Below are 14,390 nucleotides of genomic sequence, written 5' to 3' on the forward strand. Positions count from 1 at the left end.
GGCTACGGCGAAATCGCCGCCAACGAAGCCCTCGGCAAGCGCACCTTCGACAGCCTCAACTTCGCGCGCCCCCAACGGTACAAGAGCGTTCAACGCGGCCATCCCAGGAAAGGTGACTCCCACATGGCCTCGTCCCCGATGTGGGCGTCAAGGGTAACGAAATCCAATACTGTCTAAGAAAAGCAATCGGCAAAGAGTGAAGTGAGGGAAGAGCAATGGCGGCACCGGAAGGATTGTTTGTACTGGAGGGAAGACCCACGGCGCAGCTGATCGCGGATCAGCTGCGGGAACAGATTGTCCAGGGGATCTTCCGCCCTGGCGAGCAGATCAATGAATCGGTCTTGGCAGGGCAGCTACGCACGTCAAGGGGCCCTGTCCGTGAGGCGTTGCAGCGGTTGTCCCAAGAGGGCATCCTGGTCAGCCATCGCAACCGCGGGGTGTTCGTCCTGGAACTTTCAGACGACGACGTCAGGGAGATCTACACGGTCCGCAAGGCTGTGGAATCAACTGCGGCAGACGCACTGCTGGATGCAGGGCAGGAACAGGTTAAGGACACCTGCCAGGCATTGAAGGCCATCATTAGAGACATGGCGAAGCAGGTTGCCGTGTCGGACTGGCAAGCAATTGCCAGGCTGGATATGCAGTTCCACACTACTTTCGTGGCCGGGGCGGGCAACACGCGTTTGATCCGGATCTACAACACCCTGGCTGCGGAATCGAGGATGTGTATCCTCAATCTGGCCGTTGCGTACCCCCGAATTGACGCCTTGGTGCAGGAGCACCAGAACCTCTTGGACCTTCTGGAGGCCGGCGACCGGGAAGAACTCCACAAAGCCATCGAACGCCACATGCAAAAGGCTGTCGAGGATCTCACCGCCAATCGGGACAAGACGGAGATCACCGCATAAGAACCGATGCGGGACAACTCGCAAAAAGGAAGGCCAGATCCATTGGATCTGGCCTTCCTTTTTGGTCGGATTCGGCGGGGGAATGAACATCCTGAATCACCCAACGCCTAGCAATTGTCAACAATCGACGATAGACTGGAGGGCGATTACCCTCGGAAGTGCTGCCAGGGCCGGCAGCAGGCCTACCCCGACTACACCCACCAGCAACCTCGCACCACATGAATTCGAAAGGCAGAAAGTTATGCGACAAAGCCGTCGTGCAGCTACGTGGACAGCCCTCCAGCGCGGAGACGTCGTTAATCTCAACCGGAACGGCGTCGAGTGTCACCGGGGTTTCGTAGACGATCGAACCGAGGATGGCAGGACCATCTGGGTCATAGACAAAATCGGTCACCGTCGGATGTTCCATATCGAGGATGACTACGACCTGATGGTCCCGTCAGCGGGTGCTGCCTAAGTACTCCCCTGCTCTGGAATCCTCGCGCAGGCTGGAGTAGCGTCGTTACGACAAAGCGGCGCCCGGCAGCGGTTGGCTTGATCGTCCCGCAAGCCGGCGGTGATACAACAAAGGGGCCGGCATGGCTGGTTGGAACGCTGACACTGCAGCGGGACCCGTGGGGGCAGGGACGATCACCTTGGTGGAAGGCACATCCTTCTGCATCTCCTCGCCCAACGGGGACATCCACCCCGAATTTCCACACGGCGTCTTCTTCCAGGACACGCGCATTGTGTCCCGCTGGAGCATCACTCTCGATGGCCTGTCGCTCGAACCCCTGGCTGCCGAGACGAAGGAGCCGTACAGGGCCCTGTTCGCGGGCCGGGCAACCCGCCGGGACGGGTATGCGGACAGTCCGGTGATCGTGGAGCGCCTCCGGGAGGTGGGTGCCGGCATCCAGGAACACATCACTGTCCGCAATCATGGAATCGAACCTGTCCAATGTGTTCTGGCCGTACGCGCCGAAGCGGACTTTGCGGATCTTTTCGAGGTCAAGGAAGCCCGCATCCAGCGGCGTTGGGAGGAGATCCGGGAAGTTGACGGTGACTCGCTGAGCATCAGTGCTAGCTGGCAGGGCATCCGAAAGGGCCTCCGCGTCCAGGCCCCCGGTGCTGATGTAACTATGGACGCGTTGACATACAGCCTGACCATCGAGCCGCACGGCCAGTGGAGCACTGTCCTTACCGCCGTTCCTACCGGCGCTGACCCAGCCAACCCAGCGCCGCCGTCGTTCATTCACCCTGACGGTGACGGGTTATCCCCGCGCGACCGCCGCAGGCAGGAATGGGTGGCGAAAATTCCAAAACTGCACATGGGCAACCAGTCCATAGAACGGACCCTGCGCCGGAGCTATGACGATTTGGGCGCGCTCCGGATCGAGGATCCGAACCATCCTGAGCGGGTGGTGGTGGCCGCCGGCGCTCCCTGGTTCATGACGCTGTTTGGCCGGGATTCCCTGTGGGCATCGGAGATGTCCATGCCAGTGGACCCCTCACTTGCCCTGGGCACCTTGCAAACCCTGGCCGACCGCCAGGGAAAAGTGGTGGATCCGATCAGCGAGGAGGAACCGGGAAAGATCCTGCACGAGGTCAGGCTCGATGTCTCCAGCGGCCTTTCACTCGGCGGAAAGCACATCTACTACGGCAGCGTCGATGCCACCCCGCTGTTTGTGACGATACTTGGAACCGTGAGCCGCTGGGGTTTCGCCCGGGACACCATCGCCGCGCTGCTGCCCCATGCGGACCGGGCACTGGACTGGATCCGCAACTATGGCGACAAGGATGGCGACGGATTCGTTGAATATGAGCGGCTCAATCCCCAAGGCCTCCTCAACCAGGGCTGGAAGGACTCCTGGGACGGAATCAACTTCGCAGACGGCCGAATGGCGGAGCCACCCATTGCGCTGTGCGAGGTGCAGGCTTATGTCTACGACGCCTATATGGCGCGTTCCTGGATAGCATTCGACGCCGGCGACGAGGCTTTGGCAACCCGTCTGGCCGATGACGCCGCCCGGCTGAAGAAGCGGTTCAACGAACAGTTCTGGCTGCCAGAACGCGGCTACTACGCTATCGCCCTGGACGGCAAGAAGAGACCTGTCGATGCGTGTGCGTCCAATATGGGGCATTGCCTCTGGGTCGGCCTCATAGACGAGGACAAAGCGCCGCTTGTGGCCGAACGGTTGCTGTCCCCGGAAATGTTCAGCGGCTGGGGCGTGCGCACTCTGGCCAGCGATATGGGTGCCTACAATCCTGCGAGCTACCACAATGGCTCAGTCTGGCCTCATGACAACGCGGTCATTGTGGCCGGACTCATGCGGTACGGCTTCGTGGCAGAGGCCCAGCGGATTTCCACTGCCCTGCTGGAGGCGGCCGAATATTCAGGCGGGCGGTTGCCGGAACTGTTCTGCGGCTTCAGCCGCGAGCAGTTCGCTGAACCCGTACCTTATCCCACGGCGTGCTCGCCTCAAGCGTGGGCAGCGACAACACCCATCCAGCTCGTGACGAGCCTGATGCGGTACGACACCCATGTTTCGCGTGGCGGATTCTGGCTGGACCCTGCACTCCCGGATTCCTACGGCGACTTGCACATCACCAACGCCCCCATAGGCGGCGGCCGCATCACCATCGACATCATCAATTCCGAACCATCCGTCCAAGGACTTCCTGAAGGAATGGTTTTCCACCAGGGTCATCGCCCTTGGTTGACTGAACTCGTGGAGGAGGCCGGGCTGCGGCTGAAAGGAGGCCCAGGCAACCAAGACGGCCGGCGTCCGCCAACAGCGCCGTAACAGTCCTCCCAGATGCGCGGGTGCTGCCAGGGGGAAACATTCCAATTGCCCGCGGGATCGAGGAAAATGGCGCCATGGCGATCGAGGTGCGCCCGGCAACGAAGTTCGAGGACGTCAAAGCGGTGGTTGGCCCCAAGCGGCCGGACGCCAACGTGTGCTGGTGCCTGAGCTACCGCATTCCGTCGAAGCAGAACCTTGAGCTTCACGGCACCGAGCGCGGCGACCTCGTGAAGAAACTGGTGCGGCAGGATCCGCCGCCCGGAGTGTTGGCCTACGACGGCGACGACGTCGTAGGCTGGGCGGCTGTCCACCCACGCTCGGATACCAGCTTCGCCCGAAACCGCCGGATCCCGCACGTAGACGACCTTGAAGTGTGGTCCGTGTGGTGCATACGGGTCCGGCCCGGGCACCGGGGTGGGGGCATCTCACACCACCTCCTGAAGGGGGCCGTTGACTTTGCCCGCAGCTACGGGGCACCCGCCATCGAGGGGTATCCAGTGGACAACCGCGGCAGCAAAGTGGACCTGACCATGGCCTATGTGGGCACCCGCAAGCTGTTTGAACGGGCTGGGTTTACCAAGGTGGCCGATACGGAGTCAGTGCTCAACGGATTCCCGCGCGTGGTGATGCGCCTGGACCTGCGCTGACCGGACTCAACTGTACTGGTCAGTGCTTCTTACGCCAGTGCTTGGGCCAGTCCCTATCCATGAGCCACAGCGCCAGGAGAAGCGCGTCCGTGGTGATGAGGAATCCGATGAGGTACGCCCAGCCTGTCATCCAGCTCACGGCAATCTCCTGACCCTGGTTAGCCCCAGCCACTCGATTGACCTCAAGTGTGGCACGGAAAGAGCCAGGAGGGAACGGCTGCCGTTGGGCCGGGAAGGGCGTTGCCCCGGGTTCAGCTATGCGGGCCGCAATGCGCCGCTGCCGGCGGCGTGGAAAAGCGCTGCCAGACGGCCGTGTGCCTTGGTTTCCAGGCTGAGGCGGTGGGTGAGCTTTTCGACCCTCTCGGAGAGTTCGGCGCCCACCGGCAGGCGATCTCCGGGCCAGCTGGAGGACTCCTTGGAGTCCGCTAGAGCCTCTGCCAGCGCGTTGGCCGCGGCCCGGACCTTGAGCGAGTGGAAGTACAGGCGCAACAATGCCCGGCTCTTGTCCATCCCCGCGCTCAGGAGTCCCCGGGTCCGTGACGGACGGTCCACTGGTTCGTCCCCGATGCTGATATTTCCCATGTGGCTTCCCCGCTTTCCGCAAGCCGTCCAACTTCCGGGCCGGATCCGGGAAGCGTCCGGCGGAAGCTACTGCCTGTTTTGAGTGTCCCGGGCATTCCTCAACGTCTGCCTAAGCCAATGCCAAGATTTGCTCAAGATCAGCCGAGCAGGACGTCGTGCGACGGGTCTGACGGAAACTTGCACGGATTAACTTGGGAGTGAGGCACGTGACAATGCCTGACTCGCCTTAATACGGTAGAAGTAGAGCTATGCCTTCCACGCCCGATATTCGCCGCGCCGTTGTAATAGAGGACGATCCGGACATCCGTGGGCTGCTCGTTCGGATCCTGACTAAGCAGGGCTTCGAGGTCTCTGAAGCCGAGTCCGGCCTGCCGGGCGTGGAACTGGTCAGGAACGTCAAACCGGACCTGGTCACCCTGGACTTGAACCTCCCAGATCTGGACGGCCTTGAGGTCTGCAAGCTCCTGCGCGAATTCTCTGACGCCTTCATCGTGATGCTCACCGCCCGGGCCGACGAACTGGACAAACTCACGGGGCTGGACAACGGCGCCGATGACTACATCAGCAAGCCCTTCAGTCCCCGCGAACTCCAGTCCCGGATCAACGCGCTGTTCCGGCGCCGCCTGTCCCCCAGCGCGGACACAGCCGCCCGCAGCGAGCTTGAGCGCGCCACGGAGGTCCAGCAGAGCCTCCTGCCCAAGGAGGACGTCGTGGTGCAGGGCTACGACCTCGCTGGCGTCTTCCGCCCGTCCCGCAGCGTGGGGGGCGACTTCTACGACTGGTACCGGACCCCGGACGGGCTCCACCTGACCTTCGCCGATGCCATGGGCAAGGGCATGGGCGCAGCGCTCATCGCCGCCACGGTCCGCGCGGTGATGCGGTCCATGGGCCACCGACAGGACCTGGACGGAGCCTTCGCATCGGCCAGCCAGGCCATCGCCACGGACCTTGATTCGTCCAACTCGTTCGTCACCCTGTTCCACGCACGCCTTGACACGGCGTCGGGCAATGTCAGCTATGTCGACGCCGGTCATGGGCTCGCGCTGCACGTCACGGCAGGCGGTGGTGTCCACCGGCTTCCCTCCGGAGGTCCGCCCGTGGGTGCATGGGCCGGCAGCGCCTGGCCGCAGTTCTCCCTGGACCTGGCTCCCGGAGACTCACTGGTGGTGGTGAGCGACGGGGTCCTGGACGTTTTTGACTCCGTGGAGGCCTTCACCGGGGCGGTGCTGGCCGCGGCGCATGGGCAGGACTCCGCCCAGTCCGCCAGCGACGCCATCCTCGCCCTCGTCCCCGCGGAGTCCGCCGAGGACGACGTCACGGTGGTGGTGGTGAGGCGCCTGCTGGAAGACTCCGCGGCGTGAGCCGATTCTGGACGCGCCTGATGGTGGTCCTGACCGTCATCTTCGGCCTGAACTATGTGGCCTGGCGCTGGGTAGCGTCGCTGAACTGGGACGCCTGGTGGATCGCAGTCCCGCTGGTGGCGGCGGAGACGTTCAGCCTGATCGACGTGATGCTGTTCGGCATGACCGTGTGGAAACTGAAGATCCGCAAAGGGGCCCCGGTGCCGCCCAGCGATGCCACAGTTGACGTCTTCATCACCACGTACAACGAAGACCTGGACATGGTCATGACTACCGCCCTGGCGGCCCAGCGGATCCGGCACCCGCACAGCACATGGATCCTTGACGACGGAGCCCGGCCCGGGCTCAAGGCCCTCGCCGAAGAGCATGGCCTGGGCTACGTGACGCGCAGCGAGGACTGGACAGCCAATGTTCCGCGCCACGCCAAGGCTGGCAACCTGAACAACGCCCTGATGGTCACGCACGGCGAATTCCTGCTCATCCTGGACGCCGACCAGATCCCCGAGCCGGACATCCTGGAGAAAACCCTCGGCTACTTCAATAACCGCCGGGTGGCCCTCGTCCAGACCCCGCAGTACTTCAGCAATGTTCCCGCGGATGATCCCCTGGGCAGCCAGGCCCCGCTGTTCTACGGCCCCATCCAGCAGGGAAAGGACGGTTGGAACGCGGCCTTCTTCTGCGGCTCCAACGCCATCCTGCGCCGCGAGGCGCTGATGCAGCTGGGCCTGGTGGGCTACGTCAAGGAAACCGAGAAGAGTATCCGGCGCGCGCTCGCGGCATCGCGCTCCGCCATCAGCAAGGCCCGGAAATCGGCCGACGTCGGCACTCCCCTGGTGGCCGACGTGCTGGACGAGGTCGCGGCCGCCACCCGGCAAGCGCAGGAGCAGCTGGAAGCGGGTGACCCGCTGAGTGAGATCACGTACCGCGTGCGCCGCCGCGTCGACGCGGCCGTGCAGACACTGGTCCAGGCGGACGTCTCCGCCCTCCAGGCTGACCTCGAAGAGATTGCCGCCATGGAGCTGGCACACGTGGGCGACGCCGGGGTTCCGGTAGTGGCCGATGACGCCGTCCAGCGCATGTCGGCCCGGGACTGGTCTCCCTTGGGCGCACTGGAATCCGTTCAGGCCGTCCTGGACGCCCTGAACGTGGAACGGAACGACGAAGCGCAACCGGTCATGCCCCTGGCCACCATCTCCGTGACCGAGGATATGGCCACAGCCATGCGCATGCACGCCATGGGCTGGGAGAGCGTCTACCACCACGAAATCCTGGCCTACGGCCTGGCGCCCGAGGACCTGAAGACCATGCTCACCCAGCGCCTCAGGTGGGCACAGGGGACCATCCAGGTCCTGCTCCGTGAAAACCCCCTGGTCCAGAAGGGTCTGAAGATCGGCCAGCGGCTGATGTATTTTGCCACCATGTGGACCTACCTCAGCGGATATGCTGCGGTCATCTACTTCGCCGCCCCCATCATCTACCTGCTGCTGGGCATCCTGCCGGTCACCAGCCTGAGCTGGGACTTTTTCGTCCGGTTCATTCCCTTCATGATCGCCAACCAGTTGCTGTTCGCTGTGGCCGGCCGCGGAATCCCCACCTGGCGTGGACAGCAGTACAGCCTCGCGCTGTTCCCCACCTGGATCAAGGCGTGTTCGACGGCGGCCCGGAACGTCTGGTTCGGCCGCCCCCTGGGATTCGCCGTCACCCCCAAGGCGCGGCAGGCCGGAGGGCCCGGCTGGAGCCTGATCCGACCGCAAATCATTGTGTCCGCGCTCCTGGCGGTTGCCGCCATCGTGGGAATTATCCGGCTCGCCAGCGGATTGGCCGAGCCGCTTGGCACGTTGGTGAACGTGGCCTGGGTTATTTTTGACCTGGCGGTCATGAGCGTCCTGGTTCGCGCCGTTTTGTATCAGGGGTACCAACCCGCTGTTGACCTAGAGGCTGGAGAGAGGAAACCCAATGGAGTTTAGTTACGAGGTCAAGGATTCGTACGCGGAGGTCAAGGCAGACGGACGGCTGAATATGGTGTCCGCCCCCAAGCTCCGGGAATTCGTCACCGATGTGATCGCCGGCGGTTCCTCCCGGATCGTGGTGAACCTGGAGAATACGGCATTTATGGACTCCTCCGGCCTCGGCGCCCTGATCGGCTGCCTCAAGGCGGCCCGGCAGGCGGGCGGCGACCTTCGGATCGCAGCCGTGCAGCCGCAGGTGAAGATGGTGCTGGAACTGACCAGCATGGACCGCGTCCTGACCTCCTACGCTTCCGCCGAAGAGGCGTTCAGCAATGACTGAGGTCTTGGCCCACCGGAGCTTCCGTGGGTTGGCTGATGCCGAGGCCATCGAGTCCGTCCACAACGAGCTGGACGGCCTCTGGGAGGACGCCCCTTTGGTCCAGGCCGTGGACCAGATGACGTTTACCACTGCCGTCATCGAATCGGCGTCCAATATCGTCCAGCACGCTGAGCCGGCCAACGCGGAAAAGCCCGTGGAACTGGGTGTGGACATCAGTGTCCAGCCCGCGCTCCTCCGCGCCAGGGTCAGTGCCTTTTATGCGAAGCCGCCTTTCGGCCCGATGGAGCCGGGAACGCCCGACGACGACTCCGAATCCGGGCGCGGGCTGGCCCTCATCCAGGCGCTGGTCACCACTGTGACGTTCGAACGGCAGGACGGCACCAATACGTGGGTTCTCACCAGGACATCCCAGGACTGAAGACGTCCCGGTTCGGATTCATTTAGCTCTCCAAGGGCTCCGGCGGCGTGAGCCCGTATTCCTGCAGGCCAAGCCTCTCTTGACACCACGCACACCGTCGACTTCAATATTACGTATGCTGAAATAACAGTTCCATGATGCGGAAGCTTCGTTTTGAAAGCCGCCGGAAAGCCGGTCCTCCGCATAGCCGTCACCATGGATGCCAGCATTTGCAATGAGGAACCAGCCAGCATGAAGCTTGCCGAATTCAACAGCGCGGACACGGCTGTGGCCGCCGACGCCCTGAAACCCTGCATCGACGTCCAGCGCTGGATTGAGGCCATCACCGCGGCACGCCCTTTCAGCTCCAGGGCAACACTCCTGGACTTTGCCGCCCACGCCGCTGCACCCTTCACCGCTGCCGAGGTTGAAGCCGCAATGGCACACCACCCCCGCATCGGCGAACGGCCAACGGCCAGCACAGCCGAGGCATCCATGTCCCGCTCGGAGCAGTCCGGCGTGGACCCTTCGGACAACGGGACCGCCGCGGCGCTGGCTGCCGGAAACCGCGCCTATGAGGAAAAGTTCGGCAGGGTCTTCCTGATCCGCGCCGCCGGACGGACTGCCCCCGAAATCCTGGCCGCACTTAACACCCGGCTCAGCAATTCGCCGGCCGAGGAAGATGCCATAGTCGCCCAGCAACTGCGCGAAATCGCGCTGCTGCGCCTTGAAGGAGTGATCAGCGAATGAGCGTTTCCCATGTCACCACCCATGTCCTGGACACCGGTGCCGGACGTCCGGCGGCGGGGGTCGCCGTCGTCCTTTCACAGCACGACGGCGGCACTTGGCACCAGCTCGCCGCCTCCGCAACGGATGCGGACGGCCGCGCCAAAGACCTCGGTCCTGAGCAACTGGCACCCGGGCGCTACCGGCTCAACTTCGGCACCGGTGAGTACTATGCCGCCCTCGGCACGGCCACGTTCTTCCCCGAAGTGGACCTCGTCTTCGAGGTGACCGGCGCGGAGCACTACCACGTGCCGCTGCTGCTGAGCCCGTTCGCGTATTCCACCTACCGCGGCAGCTGACCTCCGCTGGCCGGGAGCCTCCGACGCAATTGCGTCACTTTTGGCAGGGCTGGGAACCCGGCGCGCTGGAACGGCGGAGGCCGGCGCGCCGGTGCGGGCCAAAAGTCACGCATTCCGGTCGTGAACTCCCCCCTTCCGGCCCGCAGTAGGCTTGATGGCATGGCTTTTGAAGAAACCCCCGCTGAACGGCGCGAAATCACCGTCCGCCGGGCACCTAAATATGTGCCCTTCCTCATCCTCGGTGGCCTCGTCGGCGTCGTGGTGGCTGCCGTGATCGCCTACGGGCTCCCCGGCGACGAGAGCTTTGACCGTGGGTCTGTTTTTGGGTTCTTCCTGGTCATGTTCGGCGCCGGCGGGGCGATCCTAGGCGCTGTCACGGCCCTTCTGCTGGACCGGCGGAGCGTCAAACGCCAGCAGCGCGCCATCGTAGAAGCCGTCCCCGACTCGGAACCCGACGACGGCGCAGCGCCGTAGTCGCCAGTGCAGCACAAGCACAAGCACAACCGCGCCGCCAGTCACAAACGCCGCCGCGGAAAAGTCTTACCCCATGTCGTGAGATAATCGACCAGTGGCACGCGGCGATGGAAAACTTTCTCATGATCTTCTCCCTGGCGAAAAAGGCCCTCAGGACGCTTGTGGCGTCTTCGGGGTCTGGGCACCAGGTGAAGAAGTAGCAAAACTCACCTATTACGGGCTGTATGCACTGCAGCACCGCGGTCAGGAGTCGGCTGGTATTGCTACCAGCGACGGCAAGCGGATCAACGTCTATAAGGACATGGGGCTCGTTTCCCAGGTCTTCGACGAAACCACGCTGAACACCCTGACCGGGCACCTGGCAGTGGGACACTGTCGCTACTCCACCACCGGAGCCAGCCACTGGGCCAACGCCCAGCCCACCCTCGGGGCTACCAGCACCGGCACCGTGGCGCTGGCGCACAACGGCAACCTGACCAACACCGCCGAACTCAACACCATGATCCTGGAACGCAACGGCGGCCAGCTCAGCGGCGAAATGAAGCAGGGCAACACCTCCGATACCGCGCTGGTTACGGCGCTGCTGGAAGGCGAAGAGGGCAAGACCCTCGAACAGACCGCCATCGAGCTCCTGCCCAAGATCAAGGGCGGCTTCTGCTTCGTGTTCATGGACGAAGGCACCCTTTACGCCGCACGCGACACCTACGGCATCCGTCCCCTGGTCCTGGGCCGCCTGGAACGCGGCTGGGTTGTCGCCTCCGAGCAGTCCGCCCTCGCCACCGTGGGTGCAAGCTTCATCCGCGAGATCGAGCCCGGCGAGTTCATCGCCATCGATGAGGACGGCGTCCGCTCACAGCGCTTCGCCGAGGCCACGCCGGCCGGCTGCGTTTTCGAATACGTCTACCTCGCCCGTCCGGACGCCGCAATCGCCGGCCGCTCCGTCTACGAGTCCCGCGTTGAAATGGGCCGTCAGCTGGCTCGCGAGAACACCCAGGAAGCGGACATCGTCATCCCCGTGCCGGAATCGGGAACACCCGCGGCCGTGGGCTATGCCGAAGAATCCGGCATCCCGTTCGCGCACGGCTTCGTCAAGAACTCCTACGTGGGACGCACGTTCATCCAGCCCTCGCAGACACTGCGCCAGCTCGGAATCCGGCTCAAGCTCAACGCCCTGGAATCCGTCATCCGCGGCAAGCGCGTTGTGGTGGTGGACGACTCCATCGTGCGCGGCAACACCCAGCGGGCCATCGTGCGGATGCTCCGGGAAGCGGGCGCCGCGAGCGTCCACATCAAGATCTCCTCCCCGCCCGTGAAATGGCCCTGCTTCTACGGCATCGACTTCGCCTCACGGGCGGAGCTGATCGCCAACGGCGCCACGATCGAGGAAATCACCCAGGCTATCGGGGCCGACTCCCTCGCGTATATCTCCGAAGACGGCATGATCAACGCCACCCGCCAGCCACGCGGACGCCTGTGCACGGCCTGCTTCACGGGCAAGTACCCCATCGAGCTCCCGGGCTCGGACAAGCTGGGCAAGAACCTGCTGGAGCGTACCGACCTCGGCGGCCTCACGCCGTCGCCCTCTGCCCTCCCGGGCGCCACTGCCGCCCTGACTGTTTCCTCCGTCGACGACGCCGAGGATCCGGCCGGGAAAGCCGGCGCCACGGGCTGCGACCCTGGGCCGGACGCCGAGTTCGAAAACCTGCTGACCGAAGCCGACCTTGTGCCAGACGTACACGCCACCACCATCGGCGCTGACAAGAAAGAGTCCGTATGACTTCCGCAACCCCCGCCGCCGCCAACGCTTCAGACAGCGCCGCGGGCATCACCTATGCCTCCGCCGGTGTTGACGTCGAAGCCGGCGACCGCGCCGTCGAGCTGATGAAGGGTGCCGTGAAGGCCACCCACAACTCCTCCGTGATCGGCGGTGTCGGCGGCTTCGCCGGGCTGTACGACGTCTCCAGGCTGCTGACCTACAAGCGCCCACTGCTGGCCACGTCCACCGACGGCGTAGGTACCAAGGTTGCCATCGCGCAGGCCATGGACATCCACGACACCATCGGCTTTGACTTGGTGGGCATGGTGGTGGACGACATCGTGGTGGTCGGTGCAGAGCCGCTCTACATGACCGACTACATCGCCTGCGGCAAGGTTGTTCCCGAACGCATCGCCGACATCGTCCGCGGCATCGCCGCAGCTTGCTCCGTGGCCGGCACCGCCCTGGTGGGCGGCGAGACCGCCGAGCACCCCGGCCTGCTGGGCGAACACGAATACGATGTCGCCGGTGCAGCCACCGGTGTTGTCGAAGCCTCTGAACTGCTGGGCCCGGACCGCGTCCGCGCCGGCGACGTGGTGATCGGCATGGCCTCCTCCGGCCTGCACTCCAACGGCTACTCGCTGGTCCGCCGCGTCATCAACCACGCCGGTTGGGCACTGGACCGCCAAGTCTCAGAACTTGGCCGCACCCTGGGTGAGGAACTGCTGGAGCCCACCCGCGTCTACGCCGCCGACTGCCTGGACCTCGCCCGCGCGTTCCCCGTGAACAGCGCACATGCCGTACACGGTTTCAGCCACGTCACCGGCGGAGGCCTCGCCGCCAACCTGGCCCGCGTGCTTCCGCAGGGGCTCGTAGCCACCGTGGACCGCGCCACCTGGGAACTGCCCGCCATCTTCAAGCTGGTTTCCGAGCTGGGCAACGTTCCGCTGGCTGACCTGGAGCGCACCCTGAACCTCGGTGTGGGCATGGTGGCCATCGTGTCCGCCGAGGCTGCCGACGCCGCCGTGGCCCGCCTTAACGACCGCGGCCTGCCGTCCTGGATCATGGGCACCGTCACGGCCGACTCGGACTCCATCCTCAAGTCCGGCCCGGACTACGTCCAGGGCGCCAAGGGCGTGGACGGCGGCGCTGTCCGCCTGGTCAACGCCTACGCCTAAGCCCCTCATCGAGTGCTCCCACCGGTCCCTAGCCTCCAGGCTCGGGCCGGTGTGGAGCACTCGGTGCGTTAAACCTCCAGCAGGCTAAAAACGCCGCCCTGCGGATCCTTGAGGGTGGCCGTGGCCCCGGGGGCGTCGGGGTCTGAGACGTCGGGTTCGATCAGTACGTCGGCCCCGGCCGCCACTGCCTTTCGTACCGTTTCGGCGACGTCGGTGGCACCGAAGTAGATCTGCCAGCCGGCCTCATCCTCAGCCGCGGCTATCCCGGCCACCTCCGCACCGCCCACCATGAGCGTGGTGTACGTGCCGCCGTCGTCCTGGGGATACTCGGTGACCTCGTGGCCGAAGAGCTGCTGGAAAAATCCGACGGCGGCCTGCGGCTCGGGCGTGAGCAGTTCCGCCCACGAGAGCGCACCGGGTTCGTTGTAGCGTTCGGCGCCAGTATGCGTCCCTGGCTGCCAGACGCCCGTGGTGCCGCCACCAGGCGGATCAACGAAGACCATCACCCCGGTGTCAGCCACCTGCTCAGGACCAAACTGGACTGCGCCACCCAGGTGTGTCGCTTCTTCCGCTATTGCCTTGGCGTCGTCTGCCGCCAGGTAGATGTTCCACTGCGCGCTGGTGCCCAGGGACTCCTGATGCGGGTTCTGCGGGGCGATCGTGGCCACAAGATCCTCGCCCAGGAAGGCTTTGGCATAGCTCCGGCCATCGGGCGTGGGCAGATCCTCGAAACGCCAGCCGAAAACCGCGGCATAGAAGTCTTTGGCCGCGGCAACATCGCGGGTCTGGATATCCGCCCAGCAGGGCTCACCATGCCGGTACGTAGGTGAACTGGAGTTTTCGGACATGGAGGTCCTTTCGCGGTGACAGCGGTGGGGTAGGTCCCCCTGGGTCGACACCACCAGTCAACACCAAAAAGCCCGTTGCCTG

Annotated in this window: 15 protein-coding genes; 13 read left to right on the top strand and 2 right to left on the bottom strand. The window is 64.4% G+C overall.

Annotation, left to right across the window (positions count from 1 at the left end):
- Positions 1-215 precede the first annotated feature (215 nt).
- From V9L18_RS11575 to V9L18_RS11590, 4 genes are all read left to right on the top strand, one after another.
- Positions 216-908, top strand: a complete 693-nt coding sequence (locus tag V9L18_RS11575) for a GntR family transcriptional regulator (protein WP_337347319.1) — start codon at positions 216-218, stop codon at positions 906-908.
- 241 nt (positions 909-1,149) lie between these two features.
- Entirely contained in the window at positions 1,150-1,365 is a 216-nt protein-coding gene (locus V9L18_RS11580) for a hypothetical protein (RefSeq protein ID WP_337347320.1), read from the top strand.
- Between the two features lie 121 nt (positions 1,366-1,486).
- Complete coding sequence (locus V9L18_RS11585) at positions 1,487-3,691, top strand: amylo-alpha-1,6-glucosidase (protein WP_337347321.1); 2,205 nt, start codon at positions 1,487-1,489, stop codon at positions 3,689-3,691.
- Positions 3,692-3,765: 74 nt separating this feature from the next.
- Positions 3,766-4,338 carry a GNAT family N-acetyltransferase gene (locus V9L18_RS11590; protein WP_337347322.1) on the top strand — a complete coding sequence of 191 codons (573 nt, stop codon included), beginning with the start codon at positions 3,766-3,768 and terminating at the stop codon, positions 4,336-4,338.
- Between the two features lie 255 nt (positions 4,339-4,593).
- Here V9L18_RS11590 and V9L18_RS11595 read toward each other — a convergent pair whose 3' ends face one another.
- Complete coding sequence (locus tag V9L18_RS11595) at positions 4,594-4,920, bottom strand: hypothetical protein (RefSeq protein WP_337347323.1); 327 nt, start codon at positions 4,918-4,920, stop codon at positions 4,594-4,596.
- 248 nt (positions 4,921-5,168) lie between these two features.
- On the opposite strand from V9L18_RS11595, the gene V9L18_RS11600 reads away from it, so the two are divergent.
- From V9L18_RS11600 to purM, 9 genes are all read left to right on the top strand, one after another.
- A complete protein-coding gene (locus V9L18_RS11600; RefSeq protein ID WP_337347324.1) occupies positions 5,169-6,281 on the top strand; it encodes a PP2C family protein-serine/threonine phosphatase in 1,113 nt (370 codons plus the stop codon).
- The gene (locus V9L18_RS11605) at positions 6,278-8,248 is read left to right on the top strand and encodes a glycosyltransferase family 2 protein (protein ID WP_337347325.1); all 1,971 of its coding nucleotides are present in this window, start codon (positions 6,278-6,280) and stop codon (positions 8,246-8,248) included. Before V9L18_RS11600 ends, V9L18_RS11605 begins: the two co-directional genes overlap by 4 nt.
- Positions 8,238-8,570 carry an STAS domain-containing protein gene (locus V9L18_RS11610; protein WP_111909217.1) on the top strand — a complete coding sequence of 111 codons (333 nt, stop codon included), beginning with the start codon at positions 8,238-8,240 and terminating at the stop codon, positions 8,568-8,570. Before V9L18_RS11605 ends, V9L18_RS11610 begins: the two co-directional genes overlap by 11 nt.
- A complete protein-coding gene (locus tag V9L18_RS11615) occupies positions 8,563-8,988 on the top strand; it encodes an ATP-binding protein (protein WP_337347326.1) in 426 nt (141 codons plus the stop codon). The genes V9L18_RS11610 and V9L18_RS11615 overlap by 8 nt, the downstream gene beginning before the upstream one ends.
- Positions 8,989-9,219: 231 nt before the next feature.
- Entirely contained in the window at positions 9,220-9,717 is a 498-nt protein-coding gene (gene uraD, locus V9L18_RS11620) for a 2-oxo-4-hydroxy-4-carboxy-5-ureidoimidazoline decarboxylase (protein WP_337347327.1), read from the top strand.
- A complete protein-coding gene (gene uraH, locus V9L18_RS11625; RefSeq protein WP_337347328.1) occupies positions 9,714-10,052 on the top strand; it encodes a hydroxyisourate hydrolase in 339 nt (112 codons plus the stop codon). The genes uraD and uraH overlap by 4 nt, the downstream gene beginning before the upstream one ends.
- A 159-nt stretch (positions 10,053-10,211) precedes the next feature.
- Positions 10,212-10,526 (top strand): hypothetical protein, encoded by a 315-nt coding sequence (locus V9L18_RS11630; RefSeq protein WP_337347329.1) that lies wholly within the window; start codon positions 10,212-10,214, stop codon positions 10,524-10,526.
- A gap of 94 nt (positions 10,527-10,620) precedes the next feature.
- Positions 10,621-12,303, top strand: coding sequence for an amidophosphoribosyltransferase (purF, locus tag V9L18_RS11635; RefSeq protein ID WP_337347330.1), 1,683 nt, complete (start codon positions 10,621-10,623; stop codon positions 12,301-12,303).
- Positions 12,300-13,460, top strand: coding sequence for a phosphoribosylformylglycinamidine cyclo-ligase (purM, locus tag V9L18_RS11640; protein WP_337347331.1), 1,161 nt, complete (start codon positions 12,300-12,302; stop codon positions 13,458-13,460). The genes purF and purM overlap by 4 nt, the downstream gene beginning before the upstream one ends.
- Before the next feature lie 68 nt (positions 13,461-13,528).
- Here the strand turns inward: purM and V9L18_RS11645 are convergent, their stop codons facing one another.
- Positions 13,529-14,308 carry a VOC family protein gene (locus V9L18_RS11645; protein WP_337347332.1) on the bottom strand — a complete coding sequence of 260 codons (780 nt, stop codon included), beginning with the start codon at positions 14,306-14,308 and terminating at the stop codon, positions 13,529-13,531.
- Between the last annotated feature and the right edge of the window lie 82 nt (positions 14,309-14,390).

Source organism: Pseudarthrobacter sp. CCNWLW217, assembly GCF_037203985.1.
Taxonomy (GTDB): Bacteria; Actinomycetota; Actinomycetes; order Actinomycetales; family Micrococcaceae; genus Arthrobacter.

Coding starts and splice junctions, on each gene's coding strand:
- V9L18_RS11575 (WP_337347319.1), top strand. CDS start 216: ATGGCGGCACCGGAAGGATTGTTTGTACTGGAGGGAAGACCCACGGCG.
- V9L18_RS11580 (WP_337347320.1), top strand. CDS start 1,150: ATGCGACAAAGCCGTCGTGCAGCTACGTGGACAGCCCTCCAGCGCGGA.
- V9L18_RS11585 (WP_337347321.1), top strand. CDS start 1,487: ATGGCTGGTTGGAACGCTGACACTGCAGCGGGACCCGTGGGGGCAGGG.
- V9L18_RS11590 (WP_337347322.1), top strand. CDS start 3,766: ATGGCGATCGAGGTGCGCCCGGCAACGAAGTTCGAGGACGTCAAAGCG.
- V9L18_RS11595 (WP_337347323.1), bottom strand. CDS start 4,920: ATGGGAAATATCAGCATCGGGGACGAACCAGTGGACCGTCCGTCACGG.
- V9L18_RS11600 (WP_337347324.1), top strand. CDS start 5,169: ATGCCTTCCACGCCCGATATTCGCCGCGCCGTTGTAATAGAGGACGAT.
- V9L18_RS11610 (WP_111909217.1), top strand. CDS start 8,238: ATGGAGTTTAGTTACGAGGTCAAGGATTCGTACGCGGAGGTCAAGGCA.
- V9L18_RS11615 (WP_337347326.1), top strand. CDS start 8,563: ATGACTGAGGTCTTGGCCCACCGGAGCTTCCGTGGGTTGGCTGATGCC.
- uraD (WP_337347327.1), top strand. CDS start 9,220: ATGAAGCTTGCCGAATTCAACAGCGCGGACACGGCTGTGGCCGCCGAC.
- uraH (WP_337347328.1), top strand. CDS start 9,714: ATGAGCGTTTCCCATGTCACCACCCATGTCCTGGACACCGGTGCCGGA.
- V9L18_RS11630 (WP_337347329.1), top strand. CDS start 10,212: ATGGCTTTTGAAGAAACCCCCGCTGAACGGCGCGAAATCACCGTCCGC.
- purM (WP_337347331.1), top strand. CDS start 12,300: ATGACTTCCGCAACCCCCGCCGCCGCCAACGCTTCAGACAGCGCCGCG.
- V9L18_RS11645 (WP_337347332.1), bottom strand. CDS start 14,308: ATGTCCGAAAACTCCAGTTCACCTACGTACCGGCATGGTGAGCCCTGC.